The organism is Chelatococcus sp. KU-N122 (assembly GCF_055391085.1).
On the sequence record NZ_AP043981.1, the window covers coordinates 7888346 to 7908998 of the forward strand.

The 20653-nt window shown below is 69.2% G+C and carries 19 protein-coding genes; 14 read left to right on the forward strand and 5 right to left on the reverse strand.

Annotated features, from left to right (window positions below):
* Positions 1–38: 38 nt before the first annotated feature.
* The 3 genes from ACZ5PO_RS35600 (at position 39) to ACZ5PO_RS35610 (ending at position 3293) form a co-directional block, all read left to right on the forward strand.
* Entirely contained in the window at positions 39–899 is an 861-nt protein-coding gene (locus ACZ5PO_RS35600) for an alpha/beta hydrolase (protein WP_464187458.1), read from the forward strand.
* 22 nt (positions 900–921) lie between these two features.
* The gene (locus tag ACZ5PO_RS35605; RefSeq protein WP_464187459.1) at positions 922–1296 is read left to right on the forward strand and encodes a nuclear transport factor 2 family protein; all 375 of its coding nucleotides are present in this window, start codon (positions 922–924) and stop codon (positions 1294–1296) included.
* Positions 1297–1880: 584 nt separating this feature from the next.
* A complete protein-coding gene (locus ACZ5PO_RS35610; protein WP_464187460.1) occupies positions 1881–3293 on the forward strand; it encodes a GGDEF domain-containing protein in 1413 nt (470 codons plus the stop codon).
* Positions 3294–3362: 69 nt separating this feature from the next.
* Here the strand turns inward: ACZ5PO_RS35610 and ACZ5PO_RS35615 are convergent, their stop codons facing one another.
* The 3 genes from ACZ5PO_RS35615 to ACZ5PO_RS35625 form a co-directional block, all read right to left on the reverse strand.
* Positions 3363–4592: an amidohydrolase family protein gene (locus ACZ5PO_RS35615; RefSeq protein WP_464187461.1), complete on the reverse strand. Its 1230-nt coding sequence runs from the start codon at positions 4590–4592 to the stop codon at positions 3363–3365.
* A gap of 191 nt (positions 4593–4783) precedes the next feature.
* A complete protein-coding gene (locus ACZ5PO_RS35620; protein WP_464187462.1) occupies positions 4784–5155 on the reverse strand; it encodes a YciI family protein in 372 nt (123 codons plus the stop codon).
* Positions 5156–5281: 126 nt separating this feature from the next.
* Positions 5282–5938, reverse strand: a complete 657-nt coding sequence (locus ACZ5PO_RS35625) for a PadR family transcriptional regulator (protein ID WP_464187463.1) — start codon at positions 5936–5938, stop codon at positions 5282–5284.
* A 300-nt stretch (positions 5939–6238) separates the two neighbouring features.
* Here ACZ5PO_RS35625 and ACZ5PO_RS35630 point away from each other — a divergent pair, with 300 nt between their 5' ends.
* The 8 genes from ACZ5PO_RS35630 (at position 6239) to ACZ5PO_RS35665 (ending at position 14530) form a co-directional block, all read left to right on the forward strand.
* On the forward strand, positions 6239–6688 hold the full coding sequence (locus tag ACZ5PO_RS35630; RefSeq protein WP_464187464.1) for an ElaB/YgaM/YqjD family protein: 450 nt from the start codon (positions 6239–6241) through the stop codon (positions 6686–6688).
* A complete protein-coding gene (locus ACZ5PO_RS35635) occupies positions 6688–7155 on the forward strand; it encodes a hypothetical protein (protein WP_464187466.1) in 468 nt (155 codons plus the stop codon). Before ACZ5PO_RS35630 ends, ACZ5PO_RS35635 begins: the two co-directional genes overlap by 1 nt.
* A 92-nt stretch (positions 7156–7247) precedes the next feature.
* On the forward strand, positions 7248–7409 hold the full coding sequence (locus ACZ5PO_RS35640) for a DUF3096 domain-containing protein (RefSeq protein ID WP_464187467.1): 162 nt from the start codon (positions 7248–7250) through the stop codon (positions 7407–7409).
* Positions 7410–7573: 164 nt separating this feature from the next.
* Entirely contained in the window at positions 7574–10243 is a 2670-nt protein-coding gene (gene ppdK / locus ACZ5PO_RS35645; RefSeq protein WP_464187468.1) for a pyruvate, phosphate dikinase, read from the forward strand.
* Between the two features lie 272 nt (positions 10244–10515).
* Positions 10516–11841, forward strand: coding sequence for a cell wall hydrolase (locus ACZ5PO_RS35650; protein WP_464187469.1), 1326 nt, complete (start codon positions 10516–10518; stop codon positions 11839–11841).
* 55 nt (positions 11842–11896) lie between these two features.
* Positions 11897–12655, forward strand: a complete 759-nt coding sequence (locus ACZ5PO_RS35655) for a bestrophin-like domain (protein WP_464187470.1) — start codon at positions 11897–11899, stop codon at positions 12653–12655.
* A gap of 99 nt (positions 12656–12754) precedes the next feature.
* Positions 12755–13741: an acrylyl-CoA reductase (NADPH) gene (gene acuI / locus ACZ5PO_RS35660; RefSeq protein WP_464187471.1), complete on the forward strand. Its 987-nt coding sequence runs from the start codon at positions 12755–12757 to the stop codon at positions 13739–13741.
* A 459-nt stretch (positions 13742–14200) separates the two neighbouring features.
* A complete protein-coding gene (locus ACZ5PO_RS35665) occupies positions 14201–14530 on the forward strand; it encodes a DoxX family protein (protein WP_464197164.1) in 330 nt (109 codons plus the stop codon).
* Here ACZ5PO_RS35665 and ACZ5PO_RS35670 read toward each other — a convergent pair whose 3' ends face one another.
* Positions 14531–15484 carry a LysR family transcriptional regulator gene (locus ACZ5PO_RS35670; RefSeq protein ID WP_464187472.1) on the reverse strand — a complete coding sequence of 318 codons (954 nt, stop codon included), beginning with the start codon at positions 15482–15484 and terminating at the stop codon, positions 14531–14533.
* Between the two features lie 200 nt (positions 15485–15684).
* Between ACZ5PO_RS35670 and wrbA the strand changes: the two genes are divergently transcribed.
* Positions 15685–16284, forward strand: coding sequence for an NAD(P)H:quinone oxidoreductase (gene wrbA / locus ACZ5PO_RS35675; protein ID WP_464187473.1), 600 nt, complete (start codon positions 15685–15687; stop codon positions 16282–16284).
* A 119-nt stretch (positions 16285–16403) separates the two neighbouring features.
* Here wrbA and ACZ5PO_RS35680 read toward each other — a convergent pair whose 3' ends face one another.
* Positions 16404–17381, reverse strand: coding sequence for an L-threonylcarbamoyladenylate synthase (locus ACZ5PO_RS35680; RefSeq protein WP_464187474.1), 978 nt, complete (start codon positions 17379–17381; stop codon positions 16404–16406).
* A gap of 126 nt (positions 17382–17507) precedes the next feature.
* Here ACZ5PO_RS35680 and ACZ5PO_RS35685 point away from each other — a divergent pair, with 126 nt between their 5' ends.
* Complete coding sequence (locus ACZ5PO_RS35685; protein ID WP_464187475.1) at positions 17508–19301, forward strand: acyl-CoA dehydrogenase; 1794 nt, start codon at positions 17508–17510, stop codon at positions 19299–19301.
* Between the two features lie 360 nt (positions 19302–19661).
* The gene (corA, locus tag ACZ5PO_RS35690; protein WP_464187476.1) at positions 19662–20651 is read left to right on the forward strand and encodes a magnesium/cobalt transporter CorA; all 990 of its coding nucleotides are present in this window, start codon (positions 19662–19664) and stop codon (positions 20649–20651) included.
* Positions 20652–20653 lie beyond the last annotated feature (2 nt).

Below are 20653 nucleotides of genomic sequence, written 5' to 3' on the forward strand. Positions count from 1 at the left end.
TCGCGCAGCCGATATCAGAACAAGGCAAGAGTTGGTTGATGAAGGTCTACGGTCAATATACGCGAGATGAAATCGAGCTGCAGTACAATCTGAGAGCAGGCCGGCCGGACTACGAGACCGCCGTCGTCCCCGACTGGGTGGCGCGCAGCCTCCAGGCCCGCGAGCGCCTGGAGAGCCGGCTGGACCTCTCCTACGGGCCGGGGCCGAAGCAGAAGCTCGACGTCTTCCCGGCCGGGCCGACCGCGCCGACCCTGGTGTACTTCCACGGCGGCTACTGGCAGCGCGGCGACAAGTCCGTCTACAGCTTCCTGGCCGAGCCGTTCGTGGCCAACGGCATCTCGGTGATCATGGCCGGCTACGACCTCTGTCCGGCCGTCAGCATCACCGCCATCAGCGCGCAGGCCCGTCAGGCGCTCGTCTGGATCTGGCGCAACGCGGCGACGGTCGGCGTGTCGCGTGATCGTCTGACGGTCATGGGACATTCCGCCGGCGGCCACATCACCAGCATGCTGATGGGCACCGACTGGACCACATGGGCCGGCGACATCCCGGGCGACCTGATCAAGGCGGGCGTGCCGATCTCGCCGCTCAACGCGCTCGAGCCGCTGCGCTTCACCTCCATCAACGATGCGGTGGGGATGGACGCGGCGGAGGCCGAGCGCGAAAGCCCGATGAACCATCCGCCACGCACGGACGCGCCGCAGCTCGTCGTCTGCGGCGGCGCGGAGACGGCGGAGTTCCATCGCCAGTCGGACATCTACGTCGCCGCCTTCGCGTCGGCGAGCCGCGCCATCGAGCGCTACGCGGTGCCGGACAGCGACCATTTCGACGAGCTCAACGTGCTGGCCCAGCCGGACAGCCCGTTCTTCGGCAAGTGCGCCGCGCTCGTCCTCGCGTAAGCCCCAACAAGGAGAAACGACCGTGTCCCAATCCATGACCCTGGAGCGCCTGAACCAGTTGCTGGCCGCCTTCAACGACCATCAGCCCGAGGCCGTCGCCTCGTTCTTCGCCGAGGACGGCGTCATGCTCGCCGCCGCGGGCCCCGAGCCGGCGGGCTCGACCCTGAAGGGGCCGGAGGCGATCAAGGCGGCGCTGACAAAGCGGTTCGCTGCCTCGCCCGACCTGCAATGGACCGAAGCCCGGAGCTGGCTCATGGGCGACAAGGGGCTGACCGAGTGGCGCGTGCGCGGCACCGCCCCCGACGGCACGGCCATCGACACGCTCGGCTGCGATCTCTGGGAGTTCCAAGGCGACAAGGTGATCAAGAAGGACACGTACTACAAGCAGAGGACATAGCCGGCGGCCCGGGGCCGGCATTGCCGCTGCGAATGCCACAGGCGAAGCTTGCTTTGCGCTCGGTCGAGACAAGACGCGGGACGATGTCGACACCCGTACCCGCAACGACGACATCGTGGACGCTGCCCCTGACGGCGCGTCCACGATAGTTGAGCACCCGCGGCGCCGGCCACGGCGCCTGCGGGCGCGTGCTGTTCCAGGCAAATGCCGCCATCGTGCCGTGTTCAGTCTTGCTTCGGCAGCGAGGGCATCGAGCAGCAACGCCATCGGCTTTGCTTCGATCATCTTGGCGATAGACTTGAGGGCCAAGAACGCCAGCGCGCCACGGCGCGCTGCTCGAGCGCCTGTCTCCGTCAGGCTGGACATGCGCCGTCGCAAGCGCCGAATGCTCAGGGCATCGTACGTCGGTGCGGGGGGCGCTACGACGGAATCGGAGCTGCCGACCTGGCTCCTTTCTTTATTTTTGGTATCGGGTTTTCCCAAAGCTGGCGGCCCCCTTTGGGTCCGATGCTCTAGACCTCGATGTCCAACAGCGGCACTGTCGCGGAAAAGCGCGCATCACGCGTCGGCGGGAGACGGACCGCATGAAGGGAGGAGGGCTTCAGGGCTGGCGTCGCGAGTTCATGGTCGCGACGATCGTCTTCGCAGTGGCTCTCACGGCGTGTCTCATCGGAATTCTCACGCGGCCTCTCGGATTTCTTGCCGCGTTCTGGCCTGCGAATGCCATCCTCCTCGGCCTCTTCGTCCGCTTTCCGCGGCTCGCGTCGGCGGCCGGCTGGATCGCCGCCACCGTCGGCTACTTCACCGCCGACCTCTCGACGGGCGGGACCCTCGCGCTGACCGCGTGGCTGACCGCGGCCAATCTCGCCGGCGTCGTCACCGGCGTGCTCCTATTCGGCCGCCTCGGCGCCGACGACCGCGCGATGCGGCGGCCACTCTCGGTCGGCTATCTCCTCGGGATTCTCGCGTGTGCCTCCGGGGCCGCGGCGGTGGTCGGGGCGGGAGCGGCTCCCGTCTTCTTCGGTCGGGATCTCCTCTCCGGCGCCGCGTTCTGGTTCACGACCGAGCTCGTCAACGGCATCATCGTCCTGCCGGTCATCCTCGCCGCACCCGAAGGCCGCTTCTCACTGTCGCTGCGTCGGCAACGGGCCGGGGATGAACGCATCGCCATCGCCAAGGCCGCGCCGGTGGCTGCTCTCACAGTTTCCCTGTTCATCGGCTTCTTCGTCGGCGGCGTCGGCGCGCTCGCCCTGCCGTCGCCGGCGCTCCTGTGGTGCGCGCTCGCCTATCCTCTGTTTCCCGCCGTCCTCCTGGCGATGCTGGTCAGCATCTGGAACCTGATCACGGTGTCGCTGGGGCTTGCCGGGCAGCACGTCGCTCAGATTGACGAGACGACCATGTCGGACCGCCTCGGCATCATGCTCCTCACCCTCGGCCCGCTCACGGTCGCCAGCATCAATACGGCGAGGGCGGAGCTCATGAGGAAGCTCGCGCACCGCGCGACCTACGACGCGCTCACGGGAGTCCTCGCCCGCGCGGCCTTCGTGACGCGCGCCGAAGCGCTCATCGCGACGGCCGCCGATCCTCTGGCGGTTGTGCTGCTCGACATCGACCACTTCAAGCGCATCAACGACACCTACGGTCATGCGGCCGGCGACACGGCGCTCGTCGGATTCGCGGCGGTCGTTGCCGGTACGCTGCGGAAGCAGGATCTGTTCGGCCGCATCGGCGGCGAGGAGTTCGCGATCCTCCTGCCGCAGACAAGCGGCGAAGAAGCCGCGGACGTAGCCGAGCGCCTCCGATCACGGATCGAGGATCTCCACTCTCCTCTTCCGAACGGCCAGATGCTTCGGTTCACGGTGAGTGTCGGATTGGCCCATCTGGCAAGCCCGTCCGGCACCACGATCGAGAGCCTGCTCAAGACAGCGGATGATGCGCTCTACCGGGCGAAGGGAGCCGGACGGAACAAAGTCGTCGGCGCCGAGGGGGCGTCGTAACCAGGCGGCCTCACCGGTCACGACGGAAGCGCTCGAGCTTCACGGCATCGGAGCAGCCCTGTCCGCTCCTTATTGCGGCTCGTGGATCTCGGCCCGCGGCCGCGTGAAGGTGCGCTGCCCGGCCTTCACGCCGAGCAGCGGCTGGGCGATCTCCGCCACTGCGTTCGCGGGCGTGTCGCAATCGAGCACGACGAAATCCGCAGGCAGGCCCGGGGCGATGCCGTAGTCGTCGAGATTGAGGAGGCGCGCCGGTCGGGACGTCACCATGTCCAAACAGGCCGCCATGCCGGCCGGCGTCCCGACGTGGGCAACGTTGGCGTAGAGATTGGCCATGCGCAGCAGCGAGCAATCGCCGAACGGCGTGAACGGATTGAGGACGTTGTTGGAGGCGAGCGAGCAGTTCACGCCGTGAGCCAGGAAGCGGTGAGCGGGCGTCACGCCGCGCGGAATGTCGCGGTCGTGGTCGCGCCCGGTGAGGAACAGGTCGGTGGACGGCAGCACGGTCACGGCCACGCCGGAGTTGGCCAGCATTCTCGCCACGGCTTCGAAGCGCTCCGGCGGCAGCGACGAGAACTTGGTCACGTGCCCGACGGCGACGCGGCCACCCCAGCCGGCGGCGTCGGTCTGCCGGCACACCTCCTCGACGTCGAGGTGCGCCGGATCGAGACCGAAATCCAGATGGAGGTCGATATCCACCCCGAAGCGCTGGGACAGCTCGAAGATCCGGGCGATCTGGCCGTGCGAATCCCTGTCCATGTAGGGCGCGCCGCCGACGACATCGGCGCCGCTCTCGAGCGCCTCGACCATCACCGCGTCGCAGCCGGGGTCGTCGAGCAGGCCTTCCTGCGGAAACACGCAGATCTCGATGCCGATCGCCCAGGCGAAATCCCGCTTCAGCCGCTTGATCGCCCGCAGGCTGGTGAGCCCGATGCGCGGATCGACCTCCACGTGCGTGCGCATGCGCATGGTGCCCTGGACGATGGACTTGCGCAGCGTCGTCGCGCCGCGCGCGTAGACGTCCTCTTCGGTGAACCCGCGCTTGGCCGCGGCGACCGCGGCCACCGCCTCGTCCAACGTGCCCTGCTCGCAGGTGCAGCGGCCCAGGAGGCATGATTTGTCGAGGTGGATATGGGTCTCGACGAAGCCGGGAACGACCAGACGGCCGCCGAGATCCTCCGCCGGAGCATCGCCCAGGAGACCGGGGGCGACGGCGACGATCCGTCCGCCGCGGATGCCGAGATCGCGTGCAGGCCCGCCGTCGCCCAGGCAGGCGTTGCGGAAGATGAGATCAAAATCCACGGCTGAGCCTCGTGCGGCGCCCTGCTCCGGCAAACGGGTCAGGATGCATGCAAGAGGCGTGCTGGAACCTCTGCCCTGCCGTCAGGACCGAGCCAGATCCGGCCAGCCGTCCGCCCGCCAGCAGCGGGCCTTGGCCTGCATCGCGGCACGACGCCGTGCCGGACGCGAGCGCTCACCGAGGGCCGCGCAGGCTATGCGGGCCGCACGTGCGGAGCCGGCGTCCGTAACGAGGCCTCGACCGCGTCGCGACCCCGCGGCTCCCATGCCTCGCCGGCGATGGCGTCGAAATAAGGCCGCACACCGTGCAGATCGAAGGCGATGATGCCGCCGGCGACCGCAGGATCGGCTTCGATGATGGCGCGGGCGCCGGCGAGGTCGCCCGCCTCGATCAGCACGACGCCGCCGAAGCTCGAGCGGAACGGGCCGCCGAACAGGACCGAACCGTCCTCGTAGTGCCGGCGCATGTGCTTCAGATGCGCGTGCATGATGGCCGGGTCCTGCTCGTGCACCGGGCGGCCGGGAACGGCGTTCGGCCCGGCGGCGAGAACGGCAACATAGCGCATGCTCAATCCTCCAGTTGAGCGCTCCGCCCCGGAGCGCAGATACGGTAAAGACGCCCGGGCGGGCCCGGCCACGACATCTGCCGCAGCCGGATCTCGGCATCGGGCTCGCGCCGCCCGGTAACGGCCTCAGCCCTGCTTCAGCTCGCCCGCGGCGCGGGCCAGCACCTCGACGACCTTGGCCTCGGCGTTCGGATCGTTCTCCAGCCGCTGGGCCACCACCTCCCGCAGATTGGTGAAGGCGGCTTTGACCAGGGGCGGCGGTCCGTGCTCGCCGCGCTCGTCGCCCCAGCCGAACATGCGGCGCATGCGGCCAATCTTTTCGCCGAGCTGATCGAGCTTGGTCAGGATCTGGTCGGCAAAGGCGCGATTCTGCTCGAGATAGGCACGGCCTTCAGCGGTGATGGTGAACAGCTTGCGGCTGCCCTCGCTGGTGGCTTCGATGTAGCCGGCGTCCTCCAGATAGGTGAGCGTCGGATAGACCGTGCCGGGGCTCGGGCTGTACCAGCCGGCCGTTTTCTCCTCGATCAGCTTGATGATCTCGTAGCCGTGACGGGGCTGCTCGGCGATGAGCGCCAGCGCCAGCACCCGCAGGTCGCCGTGGGCCAGCATGCGGCCGATCCGCATGAAATCGCCGCCGCCGGGGCCGCCGAAGCCACGCCCGCCACGTCCGCCGAAACCGCGGCTGCCGCGGCCGGGGCCACCGCCCCAGCCGCCGAACTCCTGGCGGTGGGGCTCATCGTTCCAAGGGCCGCCACGGCGGCCGCATCCATGTGATCCGAACATCGGATATCCTCCTTCTGATGTATCGTAAGATATACCACGACCGACTATATCGCAAGATATATCGTTCGAGCTCGAGCTTCGCTCGCCGGAGTCGCAATCGGCTTCGCTTTTGAACGGGCGCGAAACGTCGCCTTGGCCGTGCGCGAGGAACCAGACTAAGGTCGGTGCGTTTGATGAACGAGCGCGGGCGCGGCCGATCGCCGCCAGCCAGGCGTCAAGCGAGATCCGCCGAACCGGCAAGCCGAAGCCGCCCTTGCCCTGCCCACCCAGCATCCCCGCCGCGGGAAGGAGACCCTCTTCATGGCCGCCAACGATCCCACCTCTCCCGGCACACCGAGCGTCGGCGAGACGATTGCGAACGAGGCCAGCAAGGCCAAAGCCGATCTGCGCAAGGGTGCCGACGAGATCGGCGCCAGCCTCAACGCGGCGAGCAGCGACATTTCCGCCGATCTCCAGAGGCTGCGCGACGATCTCTCCCGGCTGAGCGAGACGGTGGCCGGCATCGCCGGCGAACGCGGCGCCGCGGCGGCCTCGCGCGTCACCGAGGGTGTCCGCTCGGTCAAGGACAGCGTCTATGCGACGGCGAACGACGCCTATTCGGCCGGCGCCGACATCGCCGGCTCGGCCAAAGCGCACGCGGGCGACTTCGCCAGCGACGTCGAGGCGACCGTTCGCCGCAACCCGCTCGGCACGGTGCTCGCCGCGCTGGGGGTCGGACTGATCGTCGGCATGATGTCCCGGGGCCGTTGATGCTGGGCTCCCTGCTCGCGGCCGTCGCGGGCGAATTGGCCTCACTGCGCCGGCGCGCCATCCGCACGCTGGTGGGGCTGGCGATCGCGCTCACCGGCACCATCATCCTGCTCGTCGCGCTGCTCAGCGCCCTGTTCGTCGCCGTTGCCTATCAATGGGGGCAGGGACCGCTGGTCGGCCATCTGGCGGTGGCTGGCGTGGCCCTGATCGTCACCGTCGTCGCGCTCGCCGTCGCCTTCGCCCGCGACCGGCCGCAGCCCAATCGGGTCGGAACCACGGCCAACAGCGCCGCCGCCCAAGCTTTCCAGGCCGCTCGTGCGGTCGGCGAGCAGGCCCGTGGCATCGGCGAGAAGGTCGCCGGCGCCGCGACCGGCAGCCGAAGCTCACCCCTCGTCTCACGCAAGACGCTGGCCAACGCGACGCTCGCGGCCGTCATCATCGGCCTGTTTCTCGGCCGGCGCTTCTGAGCGATCGGCATGGCCGCCCCCCGCGATCTGCTCATCGAGCCCGCAGGCGCGCTCCCGCGGCGCCGACCCGGCTCACTCCCGGAGACCCTCCCATGAACCTGCGCGTGACCTTGCAGCCGTTGATCGCCCTGATCGCCGGCGTCCTCATCCTGCTGATGCCACGCCTGCTCAACGTCATCGTGGCGCTCTACCTGATCCTGATCGGCCTCTACGGGCTGTTCGGCGACCGGATCGGGCCGCTGCTGCGGATCTGACCATCACTCGCGGGCGCTTGCGCCCGTGCCGAATGCCGGCCTCGACCATGCGCCCGTCCCCGTGGGGGGCGCGGCGGCGCGCGCCATTGCGTTTTGGCGCGCGATCGGTCAAGGCTCGGCTGTTGTCCGCTCCCCCTGATGGGGAGCCAAGTACGGTGCCAAGCATGACCAAGTGGGTCTATTCCTTCGGCGACGGACGCGCCGAAGGCGAAGCCGCCATGAAAAACCTCCTCGGCGGCAAAGGCGCAAATCTCGCGGAGATGGCCAATCTGGGCCTCCCGGTGCCACCGGGCTTCACCGTCTCCACCGAGGTCTGCACCTATTTCTACGACCACGGCCGGAGCTATCCGCCGGAGCTCGAGCAGCAGGTCGCCGCCGCGCTCGCCGAGGTCGGACGCATCACCGGCAAGGCCTTCGGTGACCGGGACAATCCCCTGCTCGTGTCGGTGCGCTCGGGCGCCCGCGCGTCCATGCCGGGCATGATGGACACGGTGCTCAACCTCGGCCTCAACGACGTCACGGTCGAAACCGTGGCGCGCGTCACCGGCGATCAGCGCTTTGCCTGGGACAGCTACAGGCGCTTCATCACCATGTATTCCGATGTGGTGCTAGGCGTGGAGCACCACGAATTCGAGGAAGCGCTCGAGCTGCACAAGGATCGCCGGGGCTACACCCTGGACACCGAGCTCTCGGGCAGCGATTGGATGGACTTGGTCTCCCGCTACAAGGAGATCGTCGAGAAGGCCCTGGGCAAGCCGTTCCCGCAGGATCCGCACGAGCAGCTGTGGGGCGCGATGGGCGCCGTCTTCGGCTCGTGGATGAACGCCCGGGCACAGAAATACCGCGAGCTGCACGGCATCCCGGCGAGCTGGGGCACCGCCGTCAACGTCCAGGCCATGGTGTTCGGCAACCGCGGCGACACCTCGGCCACGGGCGTCGCCTTCACCCGCGATCCGTCCACCGGCGCCAGGGAGCTCTACGGCGAGTTCCTCATCAACGCCCAGGGCGAGGACGTGGTGGCGGGCATCCGCACGCCGCAGAACATCACCGAGAAGGCGCGTATCGCCGCGGGCTCCGACCGCCCCTCCATGGAGGCGGCGATGCCGGTGGTCTACGCCGAGTTGGTGCGCATCTACGGCGTGCTGGAGACGCACTACCGCGACATGCAGGACATGGAGTTCACCGTCGAGGACGGGAAGCTGTGGATGCTGCAGACCCGCAACGGCAAGCGCACCGCCAAGGCGGCCCTGCGCATCGCCGTGGATCTCGCCAATGAAGGCCTGCTCAGCCACGAGGAAGCGGTGATGCGCGTCGAGCCGCAGGCGCTCGATCAGCTGCTGCATCCGACCCTCGACCCGAAGGCCGAGCGCAAGATCCTCGCCTCGGGCCTGCCGGCCTCGCCCGGCGCGGCCTGCGGCCAGATCGTGTTCTCCTCGGAAGACGCCGAGGAGGCGCGCAAGGCCGGCCGCAAGGTCATCCTGGTGCGCGTCGAGACGAGCCCGGAGGACATCCACGGCATGCATGCGGCCGAGGGCATCCTCACCACCCGCGGCGGGATGACCTCGCACGCAGCCGTCGTCGCCCGCGGCATGGGCAAACCCTGCGTCTCCGGGGCCGGCAGCATCCGCGTCGATTACAAGGCACAGACGCTGAGCGCTGCGGGAACCACGCTCGGCAAGGGCGACGTCATCACCCTCGACGGCTCCAACGGACAGGTCCTGCTCGGTGCCGTGCCCATGGTCGAGCCGGAGCTGTCGGGCGAGTTCGCGACGTTGATGGGCTGGGCGGACGCCGCCCGGCGCATGAAGGTGCGCACCAACGCCGATACGCCGCGCGACGCCAAGACCGCACGCAACTTCGGCGCCGAAGGCATCGGGCTGTGCCGCACCGAGCACATGTTCTTCGATGCGACCCGGATCCTCGCCGTGCGCGAGATGATCCTGGCCGATTCCACCGACGGCCGCCGTGCCGCCCTCGCCAAGCTGCTGCCCATGCAGCGCTCGGACTTCGTCGAGCTGTTCACCCTGATGGGCGGCCTGCCGGTGACCATCCGCCTGCTCGACCCGCCGCTGCACGAGTTCCTGCCGCAGACCGACGAGGAGATCGCCGAGGTGGCGGCGGCGATCGGCGCTTCGGTCGACAAGCTCAAGCGCCGTGCCCAGGAGCTGCATGAGGTCAACCCCATGCTCGGCTTCCGCGGCTGTCGCCTCGCGGTCGCCTATCCCGAGATCGCCGAGATGCAGGCGCGCGCCATCTTCGAGGCGGCGCTCGACGCCGCAGCGGCGACCGGCGTGCCGGTCACGCCGGAGATCATGGTTCCCCTGGTCATGACCAAGGCGGAGCTCGATCTGGTGAAGCAGCGTATCGACGCCATGGCCAAGGCCGTCGGGGCCGAGCGCCAGGCGACCATCGCCTACCAGGTGGGAACGATGATCGAGCTGCCCCGCGCCGCGCTGCGGGCGGGCGAGATCGCCGAGAGCGCCGAATTCTTCTCGTTCGGCACCAACGACCTGACGCAGACGACGCTCGGCATCAGTCGCGACGATGCGGCCTCCTTCCTCGGCATCTACACCGCCGGCGGGCTGCTCCCCACCGACCCCTTCGTCACCATCGACCGCGACGGTGTCGGCGAACTGGTCAAGCTCGGCACGGAGCGTGGGCGCGCCACCCGCCCCGGCCTCAAGGTCGGCATCTGCGGCGAGCATGGCGGCGATCCAGCCTCGGTGGCGTTCTGCGAGGAGGCCGGCCTCGACTACGTCTCCTGCTCCCCCTACCGGGTGCCGATCGCGCGCCTTGCCGCGGCCCAGGCCGCCCTCAGCCGCAAGTCCGGCTGAGGCGCCACGCCGCCGCCGTCGTGGCCGGGCGCGAACCGGCACGACGCCACGGGCGCTCCCACCCGGCGCGCGATGCGGCGGCATCGCCTCGATCGCAGAAGAAGCGCTCCTGCTCAAAGAGCGGGAGCATTTTTCTGCGATCAGATGACTTCGTCTGATCGGGACACGTTCCGGCATAGCCTTCGCGTTCCGGTCCGGCACAGCCGTCCGCGACCGATTTTACGCTTTCTCAACGCTGACCGACGATAACTCCAGCAGTTTGGGAACGGCGCTTGAGCGTTGCCGAAGTGCAATGCAGCGTCGACCCGTCGGGGTGGATGGACGGCGTCGTGAAGTTGCGTATGCGTCGTACGGCGATGGGATGGGCGCTGGCCACCACGGTGCCATGGGCGCTCGCGGCCGGCCTCGTCGTCTCGTTCACGGCGTCCGCCGGCCCGGCGCTCGACGCGGGCTTCAGTGCCGGCCCCACGCCGGTCAAGGCTGCCCTCCTCGACATGGGGTCGCTGATCCCCGACGCGCCCGGCCTGGCCGCGGCCACGCTCGGCCTGCCCGAGGGCGCGCGCCTGCAGCTGGCGCGTCTCGCCGTCGACGATCCCTTGCCGCCCGACCCGGAAGCCTTGGGCACGCCGCCGCGGGACGATCTCAAGCGCGACGCGCGCCAGGCGCGGACCCCGACCTTTCCCGAGGTGATCCGCACGGGCAAAGGCGACCCGATCGTCGCCCTGAGGCCCAGCCTGAGCCGCCGCGGCATCCAGACCGCCGCCCTGGCCGCCGCCACGCCGCACGACGCCGGACGCCTGGTGCTCATGCGCGACGAGCGGACCTTGCCGCCGACCGTGCTGATGCAGGGATCGCTGGAGCTGCCGCCGCTCGAAACCATGACCGCCTTCGAGCCGTGGGCCAGCGATTCCGGCCAGTCCATGGAGCAGGAGCTGCCCGCCGCCCCCTCGCCGGGCGCGGTCGGCAGCGACGGCACCATCGACCCGCGGCGCCCGCCCGGCGCGCTCGACGGCGCCACGCCCGCCGTGCCGCGCGCCGTGGCCTTGTCTTCGGCGACGCCGGTGCCGGCGGAGACGCCCATGGCGATCGCTGCCGCGCCCGTCGCGCTGTCGGCCGGCCGCGGTGTCTCGGTCGCCCTCAGGACGGACGCCGACCGGCCCAACTACGCCAGCCTGATCGGCCCGGACCGCGTCGCGCGCGAGCAGCGCTGCCTGGCCGAGGCGATCTACTTCGAAGCGCGCAGCGAGCCGGAGACGGGTCAGGCGGCGGTCGCCCAGGTCGTGCTGAACCGGGTCAAGAGCGGCCTCTATCCCACCACGGTCTGCGGCGTGGTCTACCAGAACCGCCACCGGCACAACGCCTGCCAATTCTCCTTCGCCTGTGAAGGCAAGCGGCTGGTCACCAACGATCGCGAATCGTGGCAGACGGCGGTGCGCATCGCCCAGGCGGTCCTGGACGGCACCACCTACCTGGCCGACGTGGGCGGCGCCACGCACTACCACGCCGACTACGTGCGCCCGCGATGGGCCAACAAGCTCAAGAAGATGGATGTCATCGGCCGACACATCTTCTACAAGCTGAGGCCGGGGCAGACCTGAGCACGGATTCGCGGGTCGGAACGCGGCGTCCACTTTCCGGGATCATCCGCCAGCGATGAACGCCTATGCCGTAGCGGCCGCCATCTTCGTTTGCGTGCTGGGCAGCGCCCTGCTCGCCATGGCGTTCAGCCCCAGGCTCCCCGAGCGCCACCTGTCGTCCGAGACGCGCGACGTGGTGAAGCTCGGCGTCGGCGTGGTCGCGGCGATGACGTCACTGATCCTGGGCCTGTTGATCTCGTCGGTGAAGACGTCGTTCGACGAGACCGACCAGAGCATCCGCCAGTTCTCCACCTACGTCATCATGCTCGACGCCTCACTGCGCCACTTCGGGCCGCTCGGCCAGGCGGCGCGCGATAACCTCGTCACCTACACACGCCAGGCCCTCGAGGACACCTGGCCCGACGATCCCAACCGGATCGTGGTGGAAGACCCGAAATCGGCGGGCCTGCTGCAGCGGGTCGAGGACGAGATCTACCAGATCCAGCCTGCGACCCAGGACGGCAGGGATCTCAAGGCCGAGGTGGTGCAGCTCTACCGCAATCTGGTGGCCATGCGCTGGAAGGTCATCGTCGGCAACAGCAGCAGCGTCACGCCGCTGCTCGTCGCCGCGCTGACCGTCTGGATCAGCCTGATCTTCGCCAGCTTCGGGCTGTTCGCACCGCGCAACGCACTCGCGCTCGCAGCCCTGGCCATGTGCGCGCTGTCCATCGCCACCGCCATGTTCCTGATCGTCGAGATGAGCGACCCGTTCACCGGCGTCATGTCGATTTCACCGGCGCCGGTCCGCAACGCCCTTGCCCACCAGCTGAGCTGAGGCGGCCGCTTTGCAACGACGCGCCCATTGGAGCATGGCGCGATCGGCTATGCTCCAAGTTTTCTCGCCCACACCGATCGGCAATCACAGGAGGCACCCATGGGCACGTTCAAGGCACTCGTCGTCCGCAAGACCGACAGCGGCCAGAGCTCGGGCTTCGAGCAGTTCGACGAGGCGGAGTTGATGGACGGCGACGTCACCGTCCGCGTCACGCACTCGACGGTGAACTACAAGGACGGGCTGGCGCTGAGCGGCAAGTCGCCGGTGGTGCGCCGCTTTCCGATGATCCCCGGCATCGATTTCGCCGGCGTCGTGGAGGCCTCGTCGAACCCGGACTTTCCGGTCGGCCGAAGCGTCGTCCTCAACGGCTGGGGCGTGGGCGAAACGCATCTGGGCGGCTATGCCGAGGTCGCCCGCGTCAAGGGCGACTGGCTGATCGCGCTGCCGGAGGGGCTGACGGCGGCCGAAGCCATGGCCATCGGCACCGCCGGCTACACCGCCATGCTGTCGGTGATGGCGCTCGAGAGCCACGGCCTCAAGCCCGCCGACGGCCCGGTGGTGGTAACGGGCGCGGCCGGCGGCGTCGGCTCCGTGGCGGTAACGCTGCTCGCCAGGGCGGGCTGGCACGTCATCGCCTCGACCGGCCGCCCCGCCGAGGCTGACTATCTGAAGGGCCTCGGCGCCGCCGAGATCATCGAGCGGGCCGAGCTTGCCGCCCCCGGGCGCCCGCTCGGCAAGGAACGCTGGGCTGCCGGCGTCGATTCGGTCGGCTCGCAGACCCTGGCCAACGTCCTCGCCATGACCAAGTACCGCGGCGCCGTCGCAGCCTGCGGCCTGGCCGGGGGCATGGACCTGCCCGCCTCGGTGGCGCCCTTCATCCTGCGCGGCGTGGCCCTGCTCGGCATCGACAGCGTCATGTGCCCGAAGCCGATCCGGCAGGAGGCCTGGACCCGGCTGGCAGCCGAGCTCGACAAGGCCAAGCTGGCGCAGTTGACGCACACCATCAGCCTCGACGAGGTGCCGCAGGCGGCGGCCGACATCCTCGCCGGCAAGGTGCGCGGACGCCTGGTCGTGACGGTCGGCTGACAGGTTTCACCGATCGCGGCCGGGCGTATCCTGGCCGCGATCGCGTCCGAAGCGGTCGCGGCACGACAAATAAGAAAAAATCCAGGCAAGATTTGCAGCGCCTGAATCGCTTCGTGATTGGGTTGACTCACCCAGCCGCAAGAGAAGCGCTTCAGATTTTTAAAAATGGAACATTTCGCACTTGGATGATGCTCGTCCAAGTGCGACTAGGACAGTTTTTCTGTTCAGTTGCGATTCACCGAATCAAATGGCTATCAGCTTGCATTCGGATATGATCGGGCTTGCGAACTTGCACATTGCCTTCAGATCATGATCGACGCAGCTTCCTTTTGCTGCGGCGGCCGAGGCGTGAGCCTCGTCGAGCGCTACCGCCATCGCCATTTGGGGACACGCATCTTGACCGACGCCACACGCTACCTGCCAGCCCTCGGCCGGCTCCTGATCGCCATCATCTTCATCATGAGCGGCATCAACAAGCTGCTGGGGCCGGCGGGCGCCCAGGCCTACATCAGCGCCGCCGGCCTGCCGCTGCCGACGCTGGCCTACTGGGTCGCCGTCATCGTCGAGCTCGGCGGCGGCCTGCTGTTGCTTGTCGGCTATCAGGCGCGCTGGGCGGCCCTAGTGCTGGCCGTGTTCAGCATCGCTGCGGCTCTCGGCTTCCACGCCAAATTCGGCGACCAGAACCAGACGATCCACTTCCTGAAGAACCTGGCGATCGCCGGCGGCCTGCTCCAGATCGCGCATTTCGGCGCCGGTGGCTTCAGCGCGGACGCCGCGCGCCGGACGTAGTCAGCCGATTTGCGGCATCGCGCCCTCCAGCAACGGCCGTAGCCGCACCAGCTCATTGCCCGCGAAGTCCATGAACGCGCGCACGCGGGCCGCCTGGCGCAGATCCGGGTGGGTGAGCAGCCAGAGCGTGCCGGATAGATCCTGCTGCGGCTCGGTCAGCCGCAGCAGCGCCGGATTGCTATCCCCGGCGACGCAAGGCAGCGGGCCGATGCCGATGCCGTGCACGACGGCGTCGACCAGGCCCGCGACAGCATTGACGCGATAGATGACCTGATCGGCCGCGACCTGCTCGCGCACGAAGCGCGCCGGCTTGATGGCGGCGAGGTCCTCGCCGAGGCCGACCCAGGCGCGCCCCGCGAAGCGTGCCGGGTCGTCAGGGGCGACGCCGGCAAAGTCCTCGCGCCGCCCATAGACGGCCCAGGCGATGGAGGCGATGCGCCGCCCGACCAGGGTATCCGGCGGTCGCTCGGTGGCGCGGATGGCGACGTCGGCGTCGCGACGCGACAGGTTGAGCGGGGCGTTGCCCAGCACCACGTCGAGCCGGATCAGCGGATAGCGTTTGCTGAACGCCGCGAAGATCGGCGTCAGGGGCATCATCATCAGCCCGTCGTTGGTGGCGACACGCAGCTCGCCCGAGGGCGACAGCGACTTGCCTTCGACCTTACGGACGAAGGCGGCCGCGTCCTCCTCCATGCGCACCGCGATCTGCACCATCTCCTCGCCCGCCTGGGTGAGCTCGTAACCGGTGCGATGGCGCTCGAACAGCGTGCAGCCCAGCGTCTGCTCGAGCTGGCCCAGGCGGCGGAACGCGGTGGAATGGTTGACGCCGAGCTCGGCCGCCGCACCCGCCAGGCCCTTGGCCGTGGCGACCGCCCGCACCAGCCGGAAATCGTCGAGGGCCAGGCCGTGCGCGCCGAGGCGGGGCGGCGGCCTGAGGATCGTTTCCGCGGTCATCGTTACCCAACCGTCACAGGGTGATGGAGGTGCGAGGCTCGCCCCGCCCATCCGTCCACTAAGCCCACAGCTTGCAATTTTGCAATCGAACGGTTGCGATCATCGACCTTCCCTTGCGGCGGCGAGGTGCCCATTCTCCCGCCGTCGCCGCCTGCGCCCACGCTTCCGCGCCGGCGCGCCCAAGCTGGAAGGTTCCGTCGATGGCAAAGGTTCTCGTTCTCTACTACTCGTCCTACGGCCACATTGAGACGATGGCCCAGGCCGTCGCCGAAGGCGTCCGCTCCGCCGGCGGCGAAGCCGTCGTCAAGCGCGTGCCGGAAACGGTTCCCGAGGAGGCCGCCAAGGCCGCGCATTTCAAGCTCGAGCAGGCCGCCCCCGTCGCCACCGTCGACGAGTTGCCCGGCTACGACGCCATCATCTTCGGCACGCCGACCCGCTTCGGCAACATGGCCTCGCAGATGAAGAGCTTCCTCGACCAGACCGGCGGCCTCTGGGCCCAGGGCAAGCTGGTCGGCAAGGTGGGTTCCGTCTTCACCTCCAGCGCCACCCAGCACGGCGGCCAGGAATCGACCACCCTGTCGTTCCATACGGTGCTGCTGCATCAGGGCATGGTGGTCGTCGGCCTGCCTTATGCCTTTGCCGGCCAGATGGGCCTGGACGAGATCAAGGGCGGCTCGCCCTACGGCGCCACCACCATCGCCGGCGCCGACGGCAGCCGCCAGCCCTCGGCGGTGGAGCTGGAAGGTGCCAGGTTCCAGGGCCGGCACGTGGCGCAGATCGCCGCCAAGCTCGCCGGCTGAGGTCCGATTTGGCCCGCGCGAACGTGGCCGGGCCCGGCTCGGCCACGTCCGCGTCAGGCGAAGCCGAGGAAGAGGACGAGCGAGCTCGAAGGAGACTGCTCTAGGCGTCCGCCGTCGATTCAGGGTCGTGGTGCGGCGGCGCGGCGCAGCCGGTCGTTGATGGCCTCGCCGAGGCCGTCGTCGGGCACCGGCGCCACGGCGATGCCCGCAACACCGGAAGCGTCGAGGCGCCGCAGGGCGCCGAACAGCGCGGCGGCGGCCTCATGGGTGTCGCCGGCCGGGCTCAGGTTGACGATCGCCGCTGCCCGCTCCAGGCCGGCCGGCTCAAAGCCACCGAACAGCAGCGCCGCCTCGCCCGCCCTCACCTCGGTCGCCGCAAGCCGCACCCGCGCCTGGGGCGCATAGTGGGAGGCGAGCAGGCCGGGGCTCTGCGGCCGGTCGGTGCCGGCCCCGCTCAGTTCCCCCAGCCTGCGGCCCAACGCCGCCTCGAGCTCGGCGCGGGCCAGGCCGCCCGGCCGCAGCAGCACAGCATCGTCGCCGTCCACCAGCACGATGCTCGATTCGACTCCGATCGGCGTCGCGCCGCCGTCCAGGACCGCGTCGATACGGCCGCCGAGGTCGTCGAGCACATGGCTCGCCGTGGTCGGGCTGACGTGGCCGGACCGGTTGGCCGACGGCGCCACCACCGGCCGGCCGGCGGCCTCGAGCAAGGCCAGCGCCAGCGGATGCGCCGGCACGCGCAGCGCCACGGTGTCGAGGCCGGCGGTGGCGAGATCGCACACCTCATCCGTCGTGCGCCGTGGGACGACGAGCGTCAGCGGACCGGGCCAGAAGCGTTCGGCCAGCGCCCGCGCGGCTCCACCCAAGCGCCCGAGGCGCTCGGCCGCCGCGATGGTCGGGACATGGGCGATGAGGGGGTTGAAAGACGGCCGGCCCTTGGCCGCGTAGAGCGCCGCGACGGCGCGCGCGTCGCCCGCATCGGCGCCCAGGCCGTAGACCGTCTCGGTCGGGAAAGCCACGAGCCCGCCGCCGCGGATGAGTCCGGCGGCACGCTCGATCCCTTCCGCCGTTGCTGGCAATCGTTGCGAACGCACCATGGGCCCGCGCCACCCGCGTCGGGACCGCCCCGACGACAACGTTGTTTCCTTTGGCGCCGAGTTGGCTCTAGATCGGCGGACATCGTCCGTCAAACCACGCGCTGATTTGCCGAGCTGAGGCACGCCATGACCTACCGCGCTCCCGTCCGGGACATGATCGACACCATCCGCCACGCCGCCGGCTTCGATGCCGCCCAGGCGCACGGTCTCTACGGCGAGCTCGGCGCCGACCTGATCGAGCAGGTGCTGGACGAAGCGGGCCGCTTCGCCGGCGAGCGACTGGCGCCGCTGAACCGGGTGGGCGACAGCCACGGCGCCACCTTCACCGCCGGCGAGGTGACCACCGCCCCCGGCTGGAAGGAAGCCTACACCGACTGGGCGGCCGCGGGCTGGAACGCCGTCGCCGGACCGCCGGAATGGGGCGGCCAGGGGCTGCCCATGCTGGTGCAGGTGGCCTGCGCCGAGATGTGGAACTCCGCCTGCATGGCGTTCTCGCTGGCGCCCCTGCTCACCAGCGGCGCCATCGAGGCGCTCGCCGCCCACGCCTCGCCCGAGCTCAAGCGGATCTATCTGGAGAAGCTGGTCGCCGGCACCTGGACCGGCACCATGAATCTCACCGAGCCGCAGGCCGGCTCCGACCTGTCGGCCCTGAGGAGCCGGGCGGTGCCCGTCGGCGACGGCAGCTACCGCATCACCGGCCAGAAGATCTTCATCACCTACGGCGAGCACGACATGACGGACAACATCGTCCATCTCGTGCTCGCCCGGCTGCCCGACGCACCGCCCGGCACGCGCGGCATCTCGCTCTTCCTGGTGCCCAAGTTCCTGGTCAACGCCGACGGGTCGCTCGGCGCCCGCAACGACGTGCGCTGCGCCTCGATCGAGCACAAGCTCGGCGTGCACGCCTCGCCCACCTGCGTCATGGCCTTCGGCGATGACGGCGGCGCCGTCGGCTTCCTGATCGGCGAGGAGAATCGCGGCCTCGCCTGCATGTTCACCATGATGAACAACGCGCGTCTCTCCGTCGGCATCCAGGGTGTGGCGATCGCCGAACGGGCCTTCCAGCAGGCGCTGGCCTATGCGCAGGAGCGCCGCCAGGGACGGGCCGCCGGCGCCGCCGACGCCATGAGCCCGATCATCGCCCACCCCGACGTGCAGCGCATGCTGATGACCATGAAGGCGCTGACCGCGGCGGCCCGCGCCATCTGCTACCGCACCGCCGCGGCGCTCGACGGCGCCCATCTCGGCCCCGATCCGGCGACGCGGGCGGCGGCCCACGCCCATGCCTCGCTGCTGACCCCGGTGGCCAAGGCGTTCTCCACCGATATCGGCGTCGAGGTGGCCTCCCTCGGCGTGCAGATCCACGGCGGCATGGGCTTCATCGAGGAGACAGGCGCCGCCCAGCACCTGCGCGACGCGCGCATCGCCCCGATCTACGAGGGCACAAACGGCATCCAGGCCATCGACCTGGTCGCCCGCAAGCTGCCGGTCGCCGGCGGCGAGACCGTGCGCGCCGCCATCGCCGATATGCGCATCACCGCCGCCCGCGCCATGAACGCGCGCGCCGACGCCCTCGGCACCACCGCGGCGCGCCTGCGCGAAGCGGCGGAATCGCTCGACCGGGCCACGGCCTACATGCTGAAGGCACTCGCCGGCAACGCGCCCGATGACGCGCTGGCGGGGGCGGCGCCCTACCTGCGCCTGTTCGGCCTGGCCGAGGGCCTGAGCGCGCTGACCGCCTCGGCGCTCGCGGCGCACGAGGCGATGGCCGGCGGCGACGCCAACCCCGCCCATGCCGGGCGCATCGCGCTGACGCGCTTCTTCGCCGAGAACCTCGCCCCGGCCGCCTCCGGCCTGGAACAGGCGGTGCTCGGAGGCGCCCAGTCCGTGCAGGCCGCCCCGGTCGCCCTGGCCGGCTAGAGCATTTCGCCATTGGATGGGATCATCCAATGGCAGAGAAATGCTCATAGTCTTTTGAATCTGGAGCGCTTTTTCGCGATTGGGTGGGTTCACCCAATCGCAAAGCGCTCCAGAGCATGTCCCGATCAGATGGACACATCTGATCGGGTCGGAATTCTCCAACTCCTTGAATCTGGATCGCGTCTCTCCGGCCGGGTGGTTCCACCCGGTCGTGAAGCACTCTAGAACTCCCGTCCGAGACGATCGCGCCCGCACCCGGGGGCTGCCGGCGCGACCATTCATGTCGTTGACGGCGAACAACAAAAGCTGTCATGCGGGCGACGTCGCCGGGTCGCATAAGCAGCCGCGAGGAGGCCTCCCATGATCGTGATTCACCGGCCGGGCACGACCCGCGAGGGGGCCCCGTGCCTCGAACAGCACACGCTCGGCCCGGGTGAGGCGATCCCTGCGGACGTCCTCTGGATCGACATGCTCGAGCCGACGCGCGACGAGGACCGGCTGGTGGAGCAGCACCTCAAGATCTCGGTGCCGACGCGCGAGGACACCGACTACATCGAGCCGTCCGAGCTCATCTACGCCGAGGACGGGGCGCGCTTCATGACGACGCGCCTGCTCTACAAGGTCGACCGCGACCCGGTGCTCACCAGCGTCACCTTCATCCTCAAGGACAGCGTCGCCGTCACGGTCCGTTACGGCGAGCCCAAGGCCTTCGAGATGTTCGCCAATCGCGCTTCCAAGCCCAACGGCTGCGGCCTGACGGCGGAGGAGGTCATGGCCGGGCTGATGGACACCATCATCGACCGGGCCGCCGAGGTGCTGCAGCAGGTGGCCGAGGATATCGACCACATCTCCAGGACGGTCTTCGAGCACAAGGCCGATCCCGGCAAGCGCAACGCCGAATACGAGCAACTGCTCCAGAAGCTCGGCCGCTACGGCGACCTGATCTCCAAGAGCAAGGAAAGCCTGCTGTCGATCGAGCGGGTGCTGCTATCGCTCTCGGTGGCGTATCGCGCCAACCGCGTGTCGAAGGAGCTGCGCGAGCAGGTGCGCAGCACCCTGCGCGACCTGCAGTCGCTCGAGGAGCACGCCTCCTTCCAGACCAACAAGATCCAATTCCTGCTCGATGCGACGCTCGGCCTCGTCAACATCGAGCAGAACAACATCATCAAGCTGTTCTCGGTCATGGCGGTGGTGTTCATGCCACCGACCCTGATCGCCTCGGTCTACGGCATGAACTTCAAGGTCATGCCGGAGCTGGACTGGCACTTCGGCTATCCCCTGGCGCTCTGCATGATGGTGGTCGCGGCCATCGCCCCCTACTTCCTCTTTCGCTGGAAGAAGTGGCTGTGATT